This is a genomic window from Pseudomonas sp. ASL4 (assembly GCF_056680395.1).
Genome location: NZ_CM155280.1, coordinates 2774046 through 2793541 on the forward strand (window position 1 = coordinate 2774046; position 19496 = coordinate 2793541).

Genomic DNA, 19496 nt, shown 5'->3' on the forward strand with positions numbered 1-19496 from the left:
TGAAAGTTCACACATGAATCGATTTTGATTCATGTGTATTTTTTTTGCGTGGTTTATACTTGCTTTTTTTGCTCTGCTATTCTTTAAAATAGAGTGCCGATACAACTTCCATTATTAAGTTAGAAATTGAATATATCAGACGCTTTTTCTGCGGCGCTCTGCCACTGGATGATCCTCCGCAATCTGTTTGGCCGCGTGAAGTGGCGAGGGCAGCCTGAGATAGCCATCCCACAACGGCGCGTCTCGACACCAGATACCGGTCTGCATGGCCAGTTCCCTGGCATTACTGAAGTTCCCCTCCTGGATGACCACCATTTCGGTCACGCCCAACTGCTGCCAAGGGTCTCTCAGGCGGGCTTGCGGGATGTCATACCGAGTGTGCTTGCGTTGAGACTCCACTCTGCCGTACTGCTTGGTGTGAGATACGAAGTAATGCAGACGATCGTGATCAGCCGCTTCATACACACCCAATTTGGTGCCGATGTACTGGGCCGCGAACGGTGATTTCGTGTGGTCGCCGCTCATTTGGGCTGTCTGAGAGTCCGCGCGAATGCGGATAACCCATGCTTCTTTTGGAACACCAGGTAGGCCGTTACCCGAGCCGTCGTTCAAGCCAGGGTAGAGCTTTTTCAAATCAGAATGCAGGTAGATCACCAGCGGGCTGCCGGCGATTGCGGTCGGGGCGAGCAAGGCTTGTGAGACACGTTGCTGCGCCTCCTCCTTGGTCAACAATCTGGCCGTTGAATGTATCTGGCACAACCCCTCTCGGTAGTCGAACCATTTCGGAATATTGTCGTTTTGAGCATCGGGCCAGAAGACCTGCGTGTGCGCTTCTCCCACATGCATGCGTGTGATGACGAGAAGAAATTTGGACTGACTGGAAGTCCGGTTTTCGTCGAGATAGATCGACACCACGGTCGTGCCTTCCTCAACACCCCGCGTGCGAGACAGGTGGCGAGGCAAAAAACCAGATCCACGAATGGCATCGATCAAGCCATTGATGGCTGGATAATCGGTCTCCTCTTCATCAAACGTCGGCTCGTCCTCTTCTGCATCTGCATGCACCAGAAACTGCGTGGCGATGCCATGCTGGGCGCAGAGTGCTCGAAGGATATGTTTGGGGTCTGCCTCTGGATTTGAAGCGGCATCAAGGGTCGTTTCGATGATCGCGACGTCGGGTTTTAACGCGTTGAGTTTGGGCAACAGTTCCTGGTTGAACCACTGCTCAACGTTTGACGCTGTTGTAATAGTGCAGAGGGTTTCTTGAGCGTGAGTACACCCTAACTGTTTGAGCACTAGCGCAGGCACCGGGAGCTCCTTGAACACCTGGCTGAGCTCGCCAAGCCGCTTATGCGCATCAAGCACTCGGCTCATGATGTCCGTGTGCGCCGTGACAACAGCAATTCGAATCGGTGGTTGGGAAGGGATTTCTTTTTTGAAAGTCACAGTGCGCAACTGACTCGTCACGCGGTGGGCCAACATCGGTGAAGTGCCAGGCAAGGTTTTCAGAAGGTGAAAGCACGCCTGATCAAGAAACAGGGGCCCTGTGCCTGATCCAACGGGCCATGCAGGGGGAACGTGGGTATGGATAGGGCGCAAGTCACTGCTCATCGCAATGTCATCACCTCCCAGCTCTGGAAACGTCGGCTGGCCCATGAGTTCGAGCAGTTGAGTCGCTTCCGTTGAATACACGGTGGTGTAGTGACCCTCTTTCTTGGGAGTGATGTGGATGCTCAACTTCGAAACACCCGTCGGTGTCTTCAGCCAGGTCGACCGGGTGGAGTGTCGCCATTGAGGAAGGAGATGGCTCAGGTGGACATTGATGGCGATGTAGGGCATCGGGCGACGATGCAACAATACGAGTTGCACGTTGATGGCATGCATGGCCCATGCTGATCGATTACGGTACTGGTAGGTGAGCGGCCTGTCCCAGGCCAGCAATGTCGAATCCGAGCAGAGCGTCAGGTCGAGCGGGTAGGACGACTCCATCGGAGCGGCGGCCATGGCTTGGGTCACCATCCACGGGATCACCTTGTAAGCCGGCATGAACTGTTGGTGGTCGCTGATCAATGTGGAGGCATGCAAAAGACTGGGTTCGCCTGGAATAAGCAATCGATGCACTTCACTGCCCGTGTTGTTGGTTCTGTGGATAACACTAAGCGACCATAACTCTATGGCCCTGCACACGACCTCATGGGGCAGTGGATTGAGCAATGCAATGGCAGGTACTTCGGGAGTGCGATCAGCATAGGGATTGACCCAGGCTGGGCCGCCTGATAGCACGCCAAGCATTTCTTCGAGCGTGGTAGTCGGCGGACTCAGGTGGCCGGCCATGCGTGCGAGCTGTTGCCACCCCAGTCTGTACTCGTTAGTGGAGTGCCACTGATGAACGGGAGGCAATTGGTGCGGATCAAAATGGAAAAGGTTCGTCCGAAGCTGATTGTTCATCGTTCGTTTTCCGTGCGTGTTCAATGTAGAGATTCATCGCTTCCACGAGCCCGGCGTGGTGGCGAGAAAAGGCCTGCCAGTGCCCATCCCTTTTGAGCTTGAGAATGGTCTCTTCAAGCAAATCCGCCCACGTCCTGGAATTATCAAAAAAAGCTGCATCGGCGAGGTAACACGTCACCTTCGTGCCACCACGGCGGGCCCTGCCGACAAACTGAGTCAGCATGACGAGTACATTCATGATGGTGAAGTGCCGGATCTCCTCGGGCTGTCGACTGAATGTGGGAGGCGAGGTGCGAATGTCGTTTAGCACGCGGTTGGACAAGCCTCTTTCCTGAATCAGAACCAGCCCGGGACGGTCCCCTGGCATCACTCGCTGGCCAACGGTGTAGCAGACATGGGCAAGGTTGTTGGCTGGCTGATCAGAGGAGGGCATCGGCCGTACGCACACCACCACGGCACCCAGTGCGGACAGTCCATCGTCGTTGACGATGTTGTGGCCCCTGGCGATGGGATAGATGGAGCTGACCAATACATCAACGTTGGTGTATGGGCCCTTTGCAAACTCGATGAGGTCGTCAAACGTGAGTCTTTGCCGAGCTGGCAGGCGCAATTGTTTGTCGGTTTTTTTCCCGCTTCGAGCCCAGCCCACCTGGTGGAGGTTTTCTGACATTTCGTGCAAGGTTGAAGCGAGCTCCTCCGCTTCGTCATCACTACCGGTCACTAGTAGTAGCCTGGCCCGATTGTGCGTCTCGGGGTTGGCTGACAGTGCCGCGAGTTTGGCAGCCACCCAGGGCCACAACTCTCGACCCAGTCGCCTGACATTAACGAGACGTTCGTCGAGTTGGGAGCCGGAGATCGCCACGGTCACATTCACGTTTTCAAACCGGATGTTGCCTTCAGCGTCGGGGACGTCGATCAGGTTTTTTGCCTGCAAATCGAAACTGCTGGCTCCAGGAAAAAACGCCGTGGCTGAAAAGCCAATGAAGATTCGTTTCACCCCGGCATAGATGAGTGAGGTGAGCTCTGGGAGGTATTGCAGCGTGCGATGAGGATCGCCACGCAACGCTACCACCTGCAATGACCAATTGTTGTGGCCGGATTTCTTGCGCTTGAACCCATACACGATGCGTTGCAAAGGGCCGAGCGGCGTAGGGCTGAATGGAGCAGAGCCCGCCATGTCTTGTTGCACCGCTTGCGCGTACGAGAGTTTGGCGCGCACAAGCAACGGAACATCCACGTGAAGCGTGCGCAAACTCTCTTCGAGATAATGCAGGCTGGTGCGCAACACGAGCGCAGATTTAAGTCTCAGAAGTTTGTCGTCATTGAGACGAGCGGGCAGTTTTCCGGACACGGAAAGGTGGCGAAGGAACAGGCCGATGTCCGCCACGATGTGCTCAGGGCTTGGTTCTGCATCGTTGCGGGAGAAGTACCTGAGTAACTCCTGCAGTTCATGCAGAACTGGCGGCACTTCAACGTCTCTGTAACCGCAGACGCCATCAATCGTGTCACCCTCGATGCCCAGGCTGGAGCTGATAAAACTATCGTCTGCACGTTCCCAAACGGTTTCGCGATTCGGCCACTTCACATGCTCCTTGGCGAGTCTGAGCAGTCGTGTGGTATTGAGGATGCAGGCTGTCGATGCCCGTTGTGCCCTAAAAAGGGTGTCATCGTCGAGTTCCGGGATGCTGTCCTGGCTGAAAATTTCTGTGTTCAAAGAAGCCAACGCGCTTTCTTGTCGACGGTTGCTCAGGGTCAATTCGAACACGCTGGTGTCGATCGCGCTTTGCAGCAGGCCGTCGATTTCATCCACTAGGAATAAAGGCGATGTGCGCAGAAGCAGTTCCAGGATACTGCGGCTACTTGAGCCACATCCTTCCAAAGGGATTCGGGTGGTGCTGGAAATCAAAGCATGGTGGTTCACCACCACAATGTCTGAGCTCAGCGCCTGCTCCAGCATGCTGCGTTTGCCACATTGATTCAGGAAGGGGCAGTGGTCGACGCGCTTGGAGACTTCTTTGCCATTTTTCACACCGGGCATCAGCAGGTTGAAGCAAGGCTCTTCATCGCGCTTGGATTTACTGTGGTCTGTGGAAAAGGCGTCCAGCAGGCATCGGTAATCGAAGGAGTGATCTTCTCGACCGGTGGACAAATAATGCAACGAGGAACTGGCGATCCGTCGTTGCGAATGCAGAGGAGCGATGCGCAGAGCCGGCGCGACCACCGCCACAGTGGCCCTCAGGGCCTCGACGGTATTTCTCACATCCGTTAGCGTCGGAACAGCGATCACTATCCGGTGTCCCTCTTGGGCGGCCAAAATTGCCATCATGAGCATCACGACGCTTTTGCCTGACCCGGTGGGTGCATTGACGCGGTAAAACGTGCCCGCCGTTGCCTCTACCGCATTGTTGGATTGCAGGATTCTTTCGAGGGATTCTCGATGCTTCTGGTGCAGCCTGCTGTGTTCGTCACGTCGTGCCGCTTCATCCAGCGAACACGCTAGGGAGTGCAGCTGCACGCGACTCCAGCTCATGATGGGGGTGGCTGGAGCATCTCGGAACCTCAGCGGTGCCGGTTCTGTTTTCAGGTAAGGGCGAAATGATTCGGGAACGAGGAACGTTCTGTAGGACTGGGCTTGTATCTCACGCAGTTCGATCGCCCCCTCGCACGGAATTTTGACCGTTTCCTGTGGTGTGGTTGTTCTTTTGATGTCCTGCAGGAGTTCATCAATAAGGCAGTCGATATCAATCCCGTCTGCGACGAGGTAGGTATCTGTTTCTTTGAGTTTCAGTGGATTTAAAGCGGTCTGAGACAGACGAAAAGGAGATTTTGCTGCCAACAGTATTCTGGATGCGGCCGCGATAAAGCGGCCGGTGTGCGCAAGTGAGGCGGGCCGGTGTTTGATGAGACAAACAAATTTCATTTTGTCGTCATCGGGGAGGTCATCCCAATGGCTCCAGGTATGAGGCCGGCCGGCCGTGAAGGCAACGGCGTCCATTAACGTAGGCTCCGGGCCAAGGTAACGCGCGGTGAGTGCCAGGCAAAGGCGAGTCGCCGTCTGGGTCAGCGTGGGCATAACTGCGATACCTTGCGCACGCACTGGCTCTCGCTCATCACCATCAGATTGGGAGGGCAGGTTTCATTCAGGGAATGGACGTAAGATTTTTGGTAGTCAGGAATGATCACCCAGGTTTCACGGGTATCCAGCATTTCCAGGTGATTACCCAGCAAGCCGGTGGATGCCCAAACCTTGGCATCAAGATCGATTTTTTTGTCACCGATAAACAGGCGAATATCTGCCTGGTCAACCTCCGGCCATAACTCCGGGTGCAGGCCCATTTCCACGAAACGTTTGTACAGGCGCAGTTCGATCAACCCAGGAATGAGCGTGAATTTCCAGAGTGCTGTTTTAAGCCGCTGGGTGTTCTCAACCGGTTGTGGTTCAACCGTGGTCGCGTACTTGGCGCTGATGAGCATCTCGTGTCGCCACTCATAAACGCCGGCCGTTTCCAGGCACCACTGTGACCCGCAGCGAACCTGGGAATGGTCAAGCCTCATTGGCCACCGACACGAAGGGCACAGATAGATCATTCCCGCTTTTTGATCATGTAGCGGGATGGGTTCGTAGAGCGTGGTAAATCCGACGCCTAGGGGCATCAGAAAGTCCAGGGTCTGATCCACATCCACTACGCCGTGCTCAATGAGAAATCTTCGGAACACCCGGTATTCCGCTTCGCCATGTTCGCGCGTGCGACAGAGATCGCGTACCTGCGCGATGATGGCTTGTACGCGTTCCCAGCCCTTTTTAGGATCAAGCTCTAGCAGTATCTCGTCGCACAACAGACTGGGTGCACCGCCCAGCCTCAGCGAACCGGTGAAGCCTTGGCGCGTGCGTTCATCCAGCCAATGCTCCAATGGCAGGGTGATGTAGTGCTTGAGGGTGGCCAGGGAAAGGGGAGGAGTGCCGGGTTTCAGGTACCACAGCAATGCGCTGGCTTCATCTAGAAGAGCGGCAAGGTTTTGATCGGTCGTGTCGATGGCTTGCGCCGCTCTCACGATCACGCCCAGTAACCGTTGGACGACGACGTCGTCTTGTTCCATGGCAGTCTTCCTGCAGCGCTAACGCTGCGGCGGAGTGTGCGTTCTGAACTGATGGGGCACGCTGATCAGTGAGGCTGGTTCAATTTTGGGCAAAATGCAAGGCGGATGAAACGGGAATCACGGGGGAGTACAAGCGCGGGGGGCTGTCCAGTAAGTACGATAACCTCAACCCGAACGATGCCAGTGCCGGCGAACCGTCGATTCCGCCATCTCCAGTTCTCGTGCGATATCCGCTTGCGAAAACCCTTTTTTCTTCAACGCTTGGACTTTCTCTCGGGTTTTTGCCGCTGCAGTGACACCGGGGTGCGGTTTTGCTTCGACCTCCATTGAAATGGCGGCGTTAAGTAGTGAGATTGACTGAAGATCTTCTTTGGCGACCTCCAGGACTTCGCTGGGCGTCAGCTCATCCTGCGCAGCGCACACGATAGCCATCAGCGCGACAGGGCTGAGCTCCATCACTCGGGCGAGCTCGATGATGGCCGCAAGGCTGGGCGAGGTTTTCCCACTTTCGATTTGGCTCACATGTGACTGAGTGATAGTTCCACTCAACGCTACCTGTGTGAGCCCTCGCTTCTTTCTCAAGACCTTTAGCGCTGCGGCGAAGGCGTTGCGTACAGACATTTTTCCGTTCCGTTAAAACAGAGTTGTATGCCCCGTTTGCCATCCGCCACTCAAATCTATATATTTATATTGGTGGCGGTATCGGTTCTGTGAGTCCTTTGACGGCTTGCGAAATCCCGCCTCTGTTTCAGCCCCTTCAATTTAGCTGTAAATCGAGATCAGGCCGTTGATCAAGCTTCATGTGCTCTCAGATCTGCACAACGAGTTTTCGCCCTATGTGCCCGCATCCAGTACTTTTGACCTGGTGATTTTGGGTGGGGACATCGATGTCAAGGCGAGGGGCGTGACATGGGCGAATGAAGTCTTTCAGTGCCCTGTCCTCTACATCTGCGGTAATCACGAGTTCTACGGTGGCCACATCGATCACACGCTACACAAGATGAAGGAAGCCGCCTTACCGCACGTCCACGTCCTGGAAAACGAGACCTTTATTTGGAATCAAACACGGTTCCTTTGCGCCACTGGGTGGACTGATTTTTCGTCGAGTGGAAACGTGGTTGCGGCAACCCAAACAGCATGGGATTGGATGAATGATTTTCGGGTCATTCGGATTGGAGAAAGCTATCGCCGGCTGCGCCCATCCGACCTCATCAGTCGAAACCACGCGTCGCTTGCTTGGTTGTCCAAGGCGCTCGATGAGCCATTCGATGGCGAAACTGTGGTCGTTACGCATCACGCACCCATACCCGAGGTTGCGGGTGATAAACATGAAGGACATTTGAGTGCTGCTTACTCAAACCGTTGGCACAAGCTTCTGGATAAAGCGGATCTCTGGATTTTCGGTCATACACACCGGGCCGTCGACGTCACGCTGGGCCGGTGTCGCGTGGTCTCTAACCCTCGGGGTTACCCAAACGAAGACACTGGCTTTGATCCTGGCTTGGTGGTCGACCTTTCATGAGCGCTCTGGTTAGACGTCATGCGTCGACCAAGGACTCCTTTAAACGTTTTGGCTCGTATCGACCATGTCTTCTTAGCAATGGAGTGTGGGCGAACCTGGCGGTGTCCGATTGGATGAGTAAGAGGACTTTGAATGATTCATTGGCGAGACAAAAAAGTACGACCCTTGAAGACTCAGATGCACTTCTTAGGTGCTGCGGCATGACTGGGGTAGAGCACCCGCCTTCCATTCCGGCAGCAGTGGCATTGGCAATGGAGATAGATTTCGGCATGCCCATCACCGCATTTTTGCTTGCAGCCGTCGACAACCCTCCGGTGCTGATGGGGACGGTGTTTGGCGATACCACGGGTCGATTTCGGGAGGGCACCAGTATGAGAACGTCCGCGATAAAGAACGTGTTCTTCATCGACGGTTATGCGTTGTTCCGAACTGTGGCAGGGAGCCTCTACGTTGTGGTCAGTTGGGCTCCCGGTGGTAGCAACATCTATATGAACCGGATTTATCACTGAGCGATCTGCAAATGCAGATGCGCGGTAAAAGCTTCGGGGTTATCCAGGTGGTGATGGGATCGGGAAAAAGATTCTTAGCTTGGTAATCGCGGGGGAGAGCAGGTTAGCGGAATGACGAGAATGAGTGTTACAGACGACGAGCTGCTGGGAGATTTACTGTATGGGTCAGCACAACCCCTAGGGGGCTCAAAACTTGGCGATGATGAGTTGATCAAGCTGGCCGCTGATACCTTTACAGAAAAACCGTTCTGCATCGTCCGACATTGGATGATTTTGGACGTCATGCTTCCAGAATCTACTGAACAGAAAATCAAAGCCCAAAGCCTTGATGCGACTGTCTTGTATACCCAAGCGGCAGTGTTCGACAGCCAGAACAAACATTCGCCTGGTGACAGCATCTTGAGCGGTTACCAATGTGACTTCGACGGCTGCATTTTTGAAAGCAAAACCACGATTTTTATCTTGGCCGGCCGAGGTGCTCGCAAACACGTGAGCTTGCCCGCTGTTCAGTCAATGGCCGCCTACATAAACCGGAAACAATAATTCTATGATTGAAGATCTGTTGCCTATCTTGCGCGTTCGCTATCCGGAGTTTTTCTGCCACGCGCCCCTTCGCGAAATCGGATGTCTGCCAGGTTGGCTGGATTTAATCGATGAGCTTTGTCGCGCGCTGAAAACTTACATGGATGCTCACCCTGAGCTGCCGCCAATTCAGGTGCGTCAGGTCAAGGAAAAATTCGGGGGGTTGCGCTTTTACTATTCCGGAGGTGACTCGGCGTGCCGAGAAATGGTTGCCGGTGCAGAAGAACGGTCGATGTCGATCTGCGAGGTCTGTGGGCAAGCTGGGACGTTAGGAGGGGAGCACTGGCTCCGCGTACGTTGCCTCGATCACGTCAACTAGTCACCCTCAGGGGACTGCACATGAGCTCACGGAAAGCACCTTGCTGAATCCATGAAAACAGACATTTGGGTCACTGTGAATTTGCCTTCGCCAAGCATTGAACTTCACGATGTCGTTAGGCGCCGTATGCCTTTTCCCTTATTTCAATCTCTAGCCAAGATGTTGTGTATCGATGAAGCTGCTTGGTAAGCACATGGGTGACAGCGGCTAAGGCGTTACTGGTTTACCAGGAATCGAGAGCGTCTTGAATGTCTCGATTTTCTCTGACTCCAACTCCTTCAGAATCGTCTCTTTCGCATCGTTCTTGTCAATCGACTTGCCTGCATTGTCGAAGGTAATCTGCTTGATCCGTAGCTCGATTTCGCTGTCCTTGTTCTGGCCAGCAGAGAATTCCGGGAAGCCAAGGGAAATAACGCAGATGTCCTAGAGAATGATACTAATCAATGCAAGAGGTCACTCCCTATTTTTTCGATTCTGGTGATGCAATAGATCGTTGAAGCTCGGCAGGGGCTAATGCCGCGCCACCTGATTTCTAGCTTTTCAGCGTAGAAAAGCTGGGGAAGTTTGCCGGCAAAGGAAGCGTCTGACCAGGGTAGGGGGAGGGGGTAGGATTCCAAATGAGGCTGTAGGCATCGAAACCAGGCCAGAAATTGTCGTAGTAACGAAAATCCATGACACTCGCCGTTTCACGTTCGCTTTCCCCTATTACCTCCCACACGTATTCAAAGCGCTCATTGAGCGTAGTCAGCGCGAGCAGTTGGATGGCTTGATCAGTTGATAGCCCAGCCACTCGCTCCAACGCCTCCTGGTCATAACCGGGGTTCAAAAGCCCATCAGACCTGTCAATCAGCCGTTGAGCACTGTCGAATATACCCAAGAGCCAGCCGATACATTGGAATTGAGAGATTCGGACTGACCGGTATTCCTCACTTGGGCCGTTTATCTCGACGGAGACCACGGTTTCTCTTTCGAGATGGCTAACATTGATGCAATAGGACATCGCTACTTTCCTTTCATTGTTATTATATGCAATGACTATAATATCCCATGAACCTTTTCTCCGTTGCAAGGATAAATTCATTGCCATTTTGTCAACTAACGACACGGCATAGTAAAATAATTTTTTACGACTTGTCCCGTTAAGCCAAACGCAAAAATGCTTCTGAATGGTTGTCCGACGTTGGCCTAGCATATGAGGCAAGGCGAGTGAATTTCATCATCCACAACAAGGTGAGGAGAAATATGAGTAGTTCTCAGACATTTGAACCATCGGTGGCATTCAAGCGCAGCAAGAGGCCGTGAGATTCAACCAGTCATAGGGTTATTCATGGAGTGCATCGTGAAGTCCTGTTCAGAAGTCGACTGGATGTACTTAAACATTTCGGGGTGTGGCTTAACCAGGTTGTCGGTGCGAGCGTTAGATGGGTTTTATCGACAACACATGGAAGTACCGGAACTTCTTCTTTTTTCGCTATTGGCTTCTTGCTCTGCAACAAATATACTTGATGTGTTGGCGTCGTAAGTGAAAACTTCGACGGCGCCTTCAAATTCTTTGGTGGCGTGCATCGTCACCCTCAGTTTAGGAGAGAATGGTTTACCGGAGAGGCGGGGCTTTGGGCTATTTCGTTGCGCCGAGACGATCAGAGGCTCAGATGCTTTTGGTAGAGTTGGATCAGGATCAGGTGGCTTGCATGAGCCAAAAAGCGCTTAGCGCATTTCCTCTAAAACGGCAGTCATGATGGATGTCTAATCACACTAAGAAGCGGGCGGTATGCGTAGCGGATTTTAGCATCCTCTCCCCCCTGAATGGGGGAGTAAGTGGCAAGCGAGCGAAGCGTTCACGGGCAATGACTTTGGAGTCTTCCTACACACAGATTCTAATGCGTATGCTGGAGGCAGAAACATCCAACCCTCCATCCGAGAAACATCCGTCACCAAGACACAGAGCTTTCCTTTCTGTATCACCAGCGGGGATACAGTCGACGGCCAAGTCAAAGACGATCATGATTACTTCTCTGCCATTGGAGGGTGAGTGTTCACGATCAGAAGGAGAACCCATGGCGGATTCGCTCAAGCTCATCGTTTACCTCTAAATATCCAGCTTCGTTCTGAGCGTGCTCCAGCGCAGCGAATCCACCGAATTCTATTTTTTGCTGAGTCAGCCACAAATACGCTTTCGCTTTGTTGCCAAAAACTTGCTCGGCCTGGCGCTGAACCAGCTCTACATAATTCATTTTCTGACTCACTTGAGACCCATTGATGATAGCTGGAGGCACTCTCCTTTAGAGCCTTTCTGTCAGGCAGAAGGAGTATGCCCGGGCTTGAAGCATGCGTTAGATGAGCTTCGCAGGTAACGTCATGAGAGGACGACGCGTTGATCCTAGGATTGCAGCTCTCGGACGCGGCTGGTACGTGCAGGGGGTATTCTCTTGTACAGGAACGCGTTGGAACGTTAGGTACAGGGTAAACAACAAATGAAATTAACTGGAAAAACTCTAGCCGAGCGCGAAGGGCTGCAATCGGTGATCGATAATTCGCGCAAGTCAGCTGCAGCGGGCTATCCGGACTTTACCGCGGATGACCCTGCGACCTTCGTTGCGGATTTTCTCATTCAAAAGGAGAGGGAGGGCATGAGTCTTGACCAGGCGCTTCAGGCACTGGTTGCATTCAAGCGCAATCGGAGGTCATGAGATTTCAACCTGGCTTTATGGGCTTCTATCTGATGCCGACCCAGTTAATCTGGGCTGTTCATCCATCCTTCTACCTGTAACTCCCATCCCTTAGCGCAAAAATCAAGCGTTGGCCAATAGTTCTGGAACTTCCCGTGGTCTAGTTTTAACGCCTCTGCCCTAGATTTTTTGTCGATAATGACTCAAGCGCAATACATTCGATCTGTCCAGGTTTCCGCAGAGAGCAACAGATCTCCAAATATCAAGTTTTCCTCCTAATCCGTACAGTCGAGAATTAAAAAGCTCAATTGCAACGTGAGCATAGTTAGGTTGGCGGAGGGCGACTGCGTCGGCCATGTGATAGAGCAAGCCGATGCCTTGGAAAATCGAACGTGTGATCGACTCTTTTTTTTCTGTGGTGTGCTCTGTTTCTAACACGCGCCCAGCATTAGTTTGTAATAGACGAACATTGATGGAGAAGGTAGGCATGATCAGATCCTCATTTTATTAGCAGTTCGCTTCGGTGCATGCTTTCCTACGATTCCGGAGTGGTGATTTTCGAATAAAATCGTGAAAAATCATGTTGAACGAGTCGAAGCCAGGCCAATAATTTTTATTTTCCTCGTCGTCATAGTCATACCCGAGTGCAAGTGCTTGGTCTTGATAGCTCAAGAGCGGCCAAATAAGGTTGAAACGCTCCCGCCAAGTTTCAGCTCGCACAAGAGCACAGGCAGTCTCCCAGTCCAATGACGCCAGATTTCTCAACGCATCGGAAACGTTACTTTCATGGACAATTTCGTCCCACTCGTCTACGAGCGCCCGCATTTTGTCGAACACATATAATATCCAACCGATAGTTTGGAATCTGCACTCGCGCACTGACTGCGGAACATCGCCTAGGTCATTGAAGACCACAAAAGCCATTTTTGTATTTTCTGAATGTTCAACGTGAATGGAATAAGACTCCATTGCACAACTCCTTTTTTATTGTTGTATTAACAAGCTAGCATGGTAGATTTTTACTTTGCAAGAGACTTTCGCTTGACAAGCATCAAGTGTTATGTATACAAACAATTACTTAAATCCTGCGCGTTAACGAGAGACTGCTTAAATGAAGCAGATTGAATTAACCCTGGTAAACCTGATTTTTAGATGAGTGATAAGAATGCCCTATGACCTAGAAAATCGTTTGGTAATAGGCGTGGCTTCCAGCGCCGTTTTCGACTTGGTGGCGTCTGATGCCGTGTTTCAGAGCCAGGGAGAGGAGGAGTACCGCAAATTTCAGCAAGAAAACCTCCACGTCCCGCTTCCTAAGGGGATTGCTTTTCCCTTCGTCAAGCGTTTGCTGTCGGTGAATGACTTGAGCGTTGATCCTGAGGATCCCCTAGTAGAGGTCATCCTTCTTTCTCGGAATGATCCGGATACCGGGTTGCGCGTATTGAAGACTATCGAGCACTACGGACTTGGGATGACCAGAGCGATTTTCATGCAAGGAAAATCTCCTTACGAGTACATACCGGCACTGAATATCGCCCTGTTTTTGTCTGGTGACAAAAAAGACGTGGAAGCCGCTATTAAAGCTGGGTACCCGGCGGGCCAGGTGCTCGACTCAAAATTCGAAGACGACGAGGCAGACAAGACCCTGCGTATCGCATTCGACTTTGACGGCGTACTCGCCGGCGACGAATCTGAAACAATCATGCAGGCATCTGGCTTGTCGGTGTTTCATGCCCATGAAGTGAAGAACGTCATGGAGCCGCATAACCCTGGGCCTTTGAAGGAGTTCATGGTGCGGATCTCCAAGATCCAGTCGGTCGAGGAGCAGCACAAAAAGGAAAATCCGAAGTACGAAAACCGCATCCGCGTCTCGATCGTGACGGCACGTAATGCTCCGTCTCATGAGCGTGCGATGAATACCCTCAAGAGTTGGGGTGTCATGGCCAACGACGCTTTCTTTCTGGGGGGCATCGAGAAAGGCAAAATTCTGGCCGTGTTGAAACCGCACATTTTCTTCGATGACCAATCCGGGCATCTTAAATCGACCAGTGCGGTTGCTCCGTCTGTGCACATTCCTTTCGGCATAACCAACAATGCTTCAACGGAGGATGTGATCGCGACTGAGGCTGATCAGGTAGTGGTGTAGGACAACGACCAGATGTTTATTGTGGCTCCTCTGACGGGAGCGGCCCCCAGCGTCTGTGATTGCGACTCGGATTTACCGATGAGGTAGGGAGACTTCTGAATGTTCTGGTGGGGCCGTTTGGGTACAAATCAAAAAAAGAGCTGGTGGATCGGCTCAAAGACTATCTGCAAAACGCACCAATAGGCGTGATCACCAACAAACGCGTAGTCAAAAAAATGCACCTGCTAATAGCCTTGGGGTAGGGCAGAAAAAGGTAATACCTTCACCGCTTAGCACATCACCGAATTCGCGTACTTCGGCCCGTCACCAAATGGTGATGGGAGCACAGCTACCTGGAATACCGCAGTCAGCGACTGTTGCTTGCGAAGCTTCTGGGTGGCTCGGTGCATGTAGCTGGCCACCGCTTCTCGCATAAGCGTGTGAAGCACATGTACGATGGCCCTGCGGCAGATCGGGCCTTTGTGCTTCAGGAAAAAAGCGTCATCGAAATCAAACTCTCCCGGGTTGGCAACTCTGAGCTCGACGATCTACCACTTGGGGCGCCCAAAGATCTAATGGCTAAGCGGACAAAAAAGATTTGATCGCCGACCCGCTGAGTTTGGAATCTATCATCGAGCCGCCCACGTGCCGACCTTTGCCGCTGTCCCGGGCCGGGGATACACATCCCTCGGCCCTTTTTTGTTTCCAAAATCGAGAACACACGGACATGGTTCCTTCCCTTGCCAGCATCGCTTCACGCTTGCGCCTCAAACAATTGTGTTTGCTGATTGCCCTCGATGATCGCGGCTCCTTGCACAAGGCCGCCGAACAGATTTCGATCTCCCAGTCTGGCGCGACCAAAGCCCTGCATGAAGTTGAGTCATTGCTCGGCATGCCGCTGTTCGAGCGCCAGCCAAAAGGTCTGGTGGCCAATGAAATGGGGCGTTGCATGATTCGTTACGCGCGCCTGATCCACAGCGACGTCGAGCATTTGCACGAAGAAATGCTCAGCATCTTGCAGGGCCAGGGCGGACGGTTGTCGGTGGGGGTGATCATGGGCGCGATGCCGTTGCTGACCCGGGCCTTGACCGCGTTACGCCTCAAGCAGCCGGAGTTGTCGGTGGAACTGGTGGAGAACACCAGCGCGACCTTGCTCGGCTTGCTGGATCAGGGACGGCTGGATCTGGCGATTTGTCGCACCAGCGTCGGCCAGCGCTCGGACGCCTACGACTGCATCGAACTGAGCGAAGAACCCTTGGCGGTGGTCGCCAGCAAGCACCATCCACTGGCGGGCACCAGCACTTTGCAGCTCTCGCAGTTAAGCGATTACCGTTGGCTGGTCTACCCCAAGGACATGCCGATGCGCCAGGCCCTGGAGCGTGAGCTCAACGAGGCCGGGCTGCAAATCCCGCGTTATCCGCTGGAAACCTCGTCGATCTTCGCCACCATCCTATTGGTGCAGCAGGACCCGACGTTGTTGGCGGTGATCCCGGCGGAAGTCGCCGCGTTCTGTGAGCAACATGCTTTGCTGGTGAAACTGCCGGTGCCGTTGCGAGCCTTGAGCGAACCCTACGGCGTGATCAGCCGGGCCGGCGCCGATCTGTCTCCGGCGGCGACCCTGCTGATCGACGAGCTACAACACGATCTGATTATTTGATCACGATCGGATTCACCGGAGCACCGGTACCACCGACCACTTTCAGCGGCGCGGCGGTGTAGAGAAATTTCCACTGACCGTCGGCGGCGCAGTCGCTGGCCAGTTCATCGAGCAGCGCCACTTCGGTGAAGGTCACGCCGAGGTTGCGCATCAACGCGTTGTGCAACGGGATCAGCACGCCGGAGGCCGGGTCGACCGCCACTTCGTTGGCCATGGTGTCGGTCACCAGGTTGGGGATTTCCATCTGGTGAAACCACTCCACCAGTTCACGGCTGAAGGTCAGGCCCGGCTCAGCGAAATCCTTGTAGAACTCCTCCGGCTCGCGCTCGTAGAACGAGCCGATCCACCCGGTGCGGATGATCAGGATGTCGCGTTTTTCGATCTCGATGCCCTGGGCTTTCGCCGCTGCCAGCAGGTCCAGATGGGTGAAGGTTTCGCCCTTGTCCAACACCGCTTTGCCGCGATGCCGCGCCATGTCGATCAGCGCCGCGCGCCCGACAATCCCGCGCTCGGCAATCGGCAGGATGCTGGCCTTGTCCATGCTGCCGATGGTGCTCATGGCGTCGTAGCCGTTCCACAGTTTGTTGTCGTGCCACACATGGCCCAAGGCGTCATACTGGGTCGAGCCTTGCAGGTGCATGAAGATCACGTCGTCGGCGTATTCCACATGGCCGTCGAAGTGGGTTTTACCGGCCAGGAAATGGCCCTTGTCCAGCACGTTGACCCGCATCGACGGACGGCGGCCGGGCCACAGCGGTTCGCCCTTCGGGTGGCCGATTTGCACTTGCAGGGTGAAGGTCTTGCCCTGGCGGACCGAGGCAATGCCGCGCAGGACCTCGGCGCTTTGCAGGTAATTCAGGGCGCCGACTTCATCGTCCGGCCCCCATTTTCCCCAATTGGTGGGCAGGCCTTCGAGGAGTTTTTTGGCGTCGGGAGAACGGTCGGCGGTGTTATTAGAATTGTGGTCGCACATGAAGGTTGTCCTTGGATTGACGGCCGCCCCCCCCGTAGGAGCTGCCGAAGGCTGCGATCTTTTGACTTTGATTTTAAAAAGCAAGATCAAAAGATCGCAGCCTTCGGCAGCGCCTACGGGGGCGGTGGTGTCTGGGGTTATTTGATCGGTGAGAAGTCCGCCGCGATCAGCAGTTTCGATTCCATTTTTTCCAGCATCGGGAAGGCGATCGGCACGAAGCCTTCCAGCCAATCCGCATCCTGATACAGCGCCGCGCGTTTCTTGATCCGCTCATCCAGACTCGCGTAGGCCCAGATATGGATCACCTGGTTCAACTCGCCGATTTCGGTGTACCACCAGCCCACGAGCGTGGCGTAACGAGAGATCACCGGCAGGCCGTTTTCCTCGAAGTGCTTGAGGTAGGTCTGCATTTTTCCGATCTGGATCGTATAGGTGCGCATTTCGTAAAACATGGGTTTGTCTCTCAGGAATGAGTGCCGTGGAAGGCGTTAGTGATGATCTGTTCGATGTCGACGGCGGTGGTCAGGCGTGGGTTGACCAGCACGTTGCCGCTGCGCATAGAGTCGCTGACCATTTGCGGCATGTAGTCGAGGTCCACGCCCAGATCCTTGATGTTGGCGGGGATGCCGATGGCCTTATTCAGCGCCATTACGTGATCGACTACCTTGCGCCCAGCGTTGGCGGGGCTCAGGCCATCGACGTCTTCGCCCATGGCGATGGCGATCTCACGGAACAGCTCCGGGCACGCCGCCAGGTTGTATTCAATGACGTAGGGCAGCAGCGTGGCGTTGGCGATGCCGTGGGGGATGTTGAACACGCCGCCGAAGGTGTGGGAGATCGCATGCACGTTACCGAGTTTCGACTGGGCGAAGGCCACGCCGGCGAGGAACGAACCGAGCAGCATCTGCTCCCGGGCGTGCAGGTCGGAGCCGGTGAAAAACGCTTTCGGCAGATGGGCGCAAATCATCTTGATCGCTTGCAGGGCCAGGGCCTGACTGACCGGGTTGGCCTGCTTGGAGACGTAGGACTCGATGGCGTGGGTCAAGGCATCCATGCCGGTGGAGGCTGTGATCGATGGCGGAAGTTTGAGCGTGAGTTCTGCGTCGAGAATCGCCAGTTTTGGAAACAGCGCCGGGCTGATGATCACGGTCTTGAACAGGGTTTTGGTGTTGGTGAACACCGTGGACGCGGTGCATTCGCTGCCGGTGCCGGAGGTGGTCGGGATGGCGAAGATGGGCAGCGGCGGGTGCAGCAGTTTGTCGTAGCCTTCGTAGTCGAGGACGTTGCCGGGGTTGGTGGCCATCGCCGCGACCCCCTTGGCGGTGTCGATGCTGCTGCCGCCACCGACGCCAATCACCGAATCGCATTCGTGGTTCTTCAGGAAGGCGACGGCGCGTTCCAAGACGTCGGTGGTGGGGTTAGGCTCTACGCCGGCGAACACTTCGTAGCTGATTTCACTCTCGGCCAGCGAGGCAAAAAAACTCTCCATCACCCCAGACGCGATCAATCCCTGATCGGTGACCACCAGCAGTTTTTTTCGAACATGCGGCTTGAGCAATGCACCGGCCTGACGCACCAGGCCGTTGCCGCTCTTCAAGGTCGTGGGGAAATAAAACTGGAACGGGTTCATGTACTTCTCCGGTTCTTATTGGTCTGGAGACAGTAATGAGCGGTGCAGGCTGTCGATAGTGAAAAGGTCTGATCCGGCGATCACCCTTTGTCATCCCCTGAAGCGTCGGGCAGCAGTGGTAACGTAGGGTTTTCCAACGGTCAGGAGCAGCATCATGGATTTGGGTATTTCAGGTCGCTGGGCCATCGTCTGCGCGGCCAGCAAGGGCTTGGGGCTGGCCTGTGCGCGGGCCTTGGCGAAGGAGGGCGTCAACCTGGTGATCAACGCCCGTGGGCATGAAGTCTTGCAAGTTGCCGCCAGCGAGTTGCGCAGCCTGGGCGTTGAAGTGCGTACCGTGGTCGGGGACATCAGCGAACCCAGCGTGCGCGAACAAGTATTGGCGGCGTGTCCGCAGGTCGACATCCTGGTCAACAACGCTGGCGGCCCGCCGCCCGGTGACTTCCGCGACTGGCAGCGCGAAGACTGGCTCAAGGCGCTGGACGCGAACATGCTCACGCCTATCGAGCTGATCAAGGCCTGTGTCGATGGCATGGCCGAGCGCGGGTTCGGGCGCGTCGTCAACATCACCTCCGGGGCGGTGAAAGCACCGATTGATGTGCTGGGTTTGTCCAACGGCGCACGCAGCGGTTTGACCGGGTTTATCGCCGGGCTTGCGCGGCAGTCGCGGCTGGCCGGGAAGAACGTCACGATCAACAATCTGCTGCCCGGGCCGTTCGAGACCGAGCGGTTGCACAAAACCCTGAGCGCGGCTGCCGAAGCCAATGGCGCCAGCGTGGAAAGCATCAGCGAGCAACGGCGCAAGCATTTGCCGGCCCAGCGCTTCGGCCAGCCCGATGAGTTCGGCGCCTACTGCGCGTTTATTTGCAGCGCCCAGGCCGGGTTCCTCACCGGGCAAAACCTGTTGCTGGATGGCGGCAGCTACCCCGGGACGTTCTGATTGTTTGGGGGATGACGTTCAGTGATCCCC

19 protein-coding genes are annotated in these 19496 nt (G+C 54.5%); 8 read left to right on the forward strand and 11 right to left on the reverse strand.

Annotated features, from left to right (window positions below; translation table 11 throughout):
- Positions 1-135: 135 nt before the first annotated feature.
- From AC1MEW_RS12575 to AC1MEW_RS12590, 4 genes are all read right to left on the reverse strand, one after another.
- Positions 136-2448, reverse strand: a complete 2313-nt coding sequence (locus AC1MEW_RS12575) for an RNaseH domain-containing protein (protein ID WP_480426473.1) — start codon at positions 2446-2448, stop codon at positions 136-138.
- Positions 2411-5443, reverse strand: a complete 3033-nt coding sequence (locus AC1MEW_RS12580; RefSeq protein WP_480426475.1) for a hypothetical protein — start codon at positions 5441-5443, stop codon at positions 2411-2413. Before AC1MEW_RS12580 ends, AC1MEW_RS12575 begins: the two co-directional genes overlap by 38 nt.
- Before the next feature lie 65 nt (positions 5444-5508).
- Complete coding sequence (locus AC1MEW_RS12585; RefSeq protein WP_480426477.1) at positions 5509-6546, reverse strand: restriction endonuclease-related protein; 1038 nt, start codon at positions 6544-6546, stop codon at positions 5509-5511.
- A gap of 165 nt (positions 6547-6711) precedes the next feature.
- Entirely contained in the window at positions 6712-7167 is a 456-nt protein-coding gene (locus AC1MEW_RS12590) for a helix-turn-helix domain-containing protein (RefSeq protein ID WP_480426479.1), read from the reverse strand.
- Between the two features lie 169 nt (positions 7168-7336).
- Here AC1MEW_RS12590 and AC1MEW_RS12595 point away from each other — a divergent pair, with 169 nt between their 5' ends.
- The 4 genes from AC1MEW_RS12595 (at position 7337) to AC1MEW_RS12610 (ending at position 9478) form a co-directional block, all read left to right on the forward strand.
- Positions 7337-8068 carry a metallophosphoesterase gene (locus AC1MEW_RS12595; RefSeq protein WP_480427221.1) on the forward strand — a complete coding sequence of 244 codons (732 nt, stop codon included), beginning with the start codon at positions 7337-7339 and terminating at the stop codon, positions 8066-8068.
- Positions 8069-8268: 200 nt separating this feature from the next.
- On the forward strand, positions 8269-8577 hold the full coding sequence (locus tag AC1MEW_RS12600) for a hypothetical protein (RefSeq protein WP_480426481.1): 309 nt from the start codon (positions 8269-8271) through the stop codon (positions 8575-8577).
- Between the two features lie 120 nt (positions 8578-8697).
- Positions 8698-9120 (forward strand): DUF6957 family protein, encoded by a 423-nt coding sequence (locus tag AC1MEW_RS12605; protein ID WP_480426482.1) that lies wholly within the window; start codon positions 8698-8700, stop codon positions 9118-9120.
- 4 nt (positions 9121-9124) lie between these two features.
- Positions 9125-9478: a hypothetical protein gene (locus AC1MEW_RS12610; RefSeq protein ID WP_480426484.1), complete on the forward strand. Its 354-nt coding sequence runs from the start codon at positions 9125-9127 to the stop codon at positions 9476-9478.
- A gap of 532 nt (positions 9479-10010) precedes the next feature.
- Here the strand turns inward: AC1MEW_RS12610 and AC1MEW_RS12615 are convergent.
- Together AC1MEW_RS12615 and AC1MEW_RS12620 are read right to left on the reverse strand one after the other, a co-directional pair.
- Entirely contained in the window at positions 10011-10478 is a 468-nt protein-coding gene (locus tag AC1MEW_RS12615) for a hypothetical protein (protein ID WP_480426486.1), read from the reverse strand.
- Positions 10479-11520: 1042 nt separating this feature from the next.
- Positions 11521-11712, reverse strand: a complete 192-nt coding sequence (locus AC1MEW_RS12620; protein WP_480426488.1) for an antitoxin Xre/MbcA/ParS toxin-binding domain-containing protein — start codon at positions 11710-11712, stop codon at positions 11521-11523.
- A 240-nt stretch (positions 11713-11952) separates the two neighbouring features.
- On the opposite strand from AC1MEW_RS12620, the gene AC1MEW_RS12625 reads away from it, so the two are divergent.
- On the forward strand, positions 11953-12168 hold the full coding sequence (locus tag AC1MEW_RS12625) for a hypothetical protein (RefSeq protein WP_480426491.1): 216 nt from the start codon (positions 11953-11955) through the stop codon (positions 12166-12168).
- 159 nt (positions 12169-12327) lie between these two features.
- On the opposite strand, the gene AC1MEW_RS12630 is transcribed toward AC1MEW_RS12625, so the two are convergent.
- Both AC1MEW_RS12630 and AC1MEW_RS12635 read right to left on the reverse strand, forming a co-directional pair.
- Positions 12328-12636 (reverse strand): hypothetical protein, encoded by a 309-nt coding sequence (locus tag AC1MEW_RS12630; protein WP_480426493.1) that lies wholly within the window; start codon positions 12634-12636, stop codon positions 12328-12330.
- 18 nt (positions 12637-12654) lie between these two features.
- Positions 12655-13116 carry a hypothetical protein gene (locus tag AC1MEW_RS12635; protein WP_480426494.1) on the reverse strand — a complete coding sequence of 154 codons (462 nt, stop codon included), beginning with the start codon at positions 13114-13116 and terminating at the stop codon, positions 12655-12657.
- A 196-nt stretch (positions 13117-13312) separates the two neighbouring features.
- Between AC1MEW_RS12635 and AC1MEW_RS12640 the strand changes: the two genes are divergently transcribed.
- Positions 13313-14290, forward strand: a complete 978-nt coding sequence (locus AC1MEW_RS12640; protein WP_480426495.1) for a 5'-nucleotidase — start codon at positions 13313-13315, stop codon at positions 14288-14290.
- 706 nt (positions 14291-14996) lie between these two features.
- Positions 14997-15926 (forward strand): LysR family transcriptional regulator, encoded by a 930-nt coding sequence (locus AC1MEW_RS12645; protein WP_480426497.1) that lies wholly within the window; start codon positions 14997-14999, stop codon positions 15924-15926.
- On the opposite strand, the gene AC1MEW_RS12650 is transcribed toward AC1MEW_RS12645, so the two are convergent.
- The 3 genes from AC1MEW_RS12650 to AC1MEW_RS12660 form a co-directional block, all read right to left on the reverse strand.
- Complete coding sequence (locus tag AC1MEW_RS12650) at positions 15919-16899, reverse strand: cyclase family protein (RefSeq protein ID WP_480426499.1); 981 nt, start codon at positions 16897-16899, stop codon at positions 15919-15921. The genes AC1MEW_RS12645 and AC1MEW_RS12650 overlap by 8 nt on opposite strands.
- A gap of 137 nt (positions 16900-17036) precedes the next feature.
- On the reverse strand, positions 17037-17351 hold the full coding sequence (locus tag AC1MEW_RS12655) for an NIPSNAP family protein (RefSeq protein ID WP_480426501.1): 315 nt from the start codon (positions 17349-17351) through the stop codon (positions 17037-17039).
- Between the two features lie 11 nt (positions 17352-17362).
- Entirely contained in the window at positions 17363-18529 is a 1167-nt protein-coding gene (locus AC1MEW_RS12660) for an iron-containing alcohol dehydrogenase (RefSeq protein ID WP_480426503.1), read from the reverse strand.
- Positions 18530-18683: 154 nt separating this feature from the next.
- Here AC1MEW_RS12660 and AC1MEW_RS12665 point away from each other — a divergent pair, with 154 nt between their 5' ends.
- A complete protein-coding gene (locus tag AC1MEW_RS12665; RefSeq protein ID WP_480426505.1) occupies positions 18684-19466 on the forward strand; it encodes an SDR family oxidoreductase in 783 nt (260 codons plus the stop codon).
- Positions 19467-19496: the final 30 nt, after the last annotated feature.